Source organism: Roseicella aerolata, assembly GCF_020523605.1.
In the GTDB taxonomy this organism is placed as follows: domain Bacteria; phylum Pseudomonadota; class Alphaproteobacteria; order Acetobacterales; family Acetobacteraceae; genus Paracraurococcus; species Paracraurococcus aerolatus.
Window position 1 is genome coordinate 1 of sequence record NZ_JAJAQI010000171.1, and the last position, 877, is coordinate 877.

General features: G+C 69.7%; 1 protein-coding gene. It reads left to right on the plus strand.

Features of this window, described 5'->3' with window-relative positions:
• Window positions 1–53: 53 nt before the first annotated feature.
• A protein-coding gene (locus LHA35_RS28400) for an IS5 family transposase (protein WP_226615259.1) occupies window positions 54–865 on the plus strand; the annotation gives its coding sequence in 2 pieces (ribosomal slippage) (window positions 54–390 and window positions 390–865; 813 coding nt in all).
• Window positions 866–877 lie beyond the last annotated feature (12 nt).

The following is an 877-nucleotide window of genomic DNA, read 5'->3' on the forward strand; positions in this document are numbered from 1 at the left end:
TTGGTCCCGCTTAGATCATCCAACAAAACGCGCTTTGGCGCGTTGTGTGGGGTATGGCGAAGCCCCTTGTACCTGATGACCTCTGGGCGGCCATCGCACCGCTGCTGCCGCCCGTGAAGCCGCGCTCGAAGGGTGGGCGGCCACCGGTGCCGGACCGCGCAGCGCTGACCGGCATCATCTTCGTCCTCAAGACCGGCATCCAGTGGGAAGACCTGCCCGCCGAGATGGGCTGCGGGTCTGGCATGACCTGCTGGCGCCGGCTGCGGGATTGGCAGGTGGCCGGCGTGTGGGCTCGCCTGCACCGCCTGCTGCTGGAGTGGCTGCACGGCGCCGACAGGTTGGATTGGAGCAGGGCCTCGCTGGACAGCGCGTCTGTCTCGGCGAAAAGGGGGGAGCGGCAACCTGCCCGAACCCGACGGACCGCGGGAAAGCAGGCACCAAGTGGCATGTCGTGGTCGATGGCCACGGCACCCCGCCCGGCCTGACGCTCAGCCCGGCCAACCGCCACGACAGCAAGATGCTGGCCGCCACCCTCGACGCCATCCCGCCGGTCCGGCGTGGCCGCAGGCCCGGCGGCAGGCCGCGTCGGCGCCCCGACAAGCTGCACGCCGACAAGAGCTACGCCCACCGCTTCTGCCGGGCCGAGTGCCGCAGCCGCGGCATCATCCCGCGCATCGCCCGGCGCGGCATCGAGGACAGCCGCAGGCTCGGGCGGCACCGCTGGAAGGTGGAGCGGACCCTGGCCTGGATGGCCCGCTTCCGGCGCCTCACCGTCCGCTACGAACGACGCGAAGACATCCACCTCGCCTTCACTACGCTCGCCGCCGTTCTCATCTGCATGAGGCAAATTAGGCGGTTGTGTTAAGCGCTCTAAGAG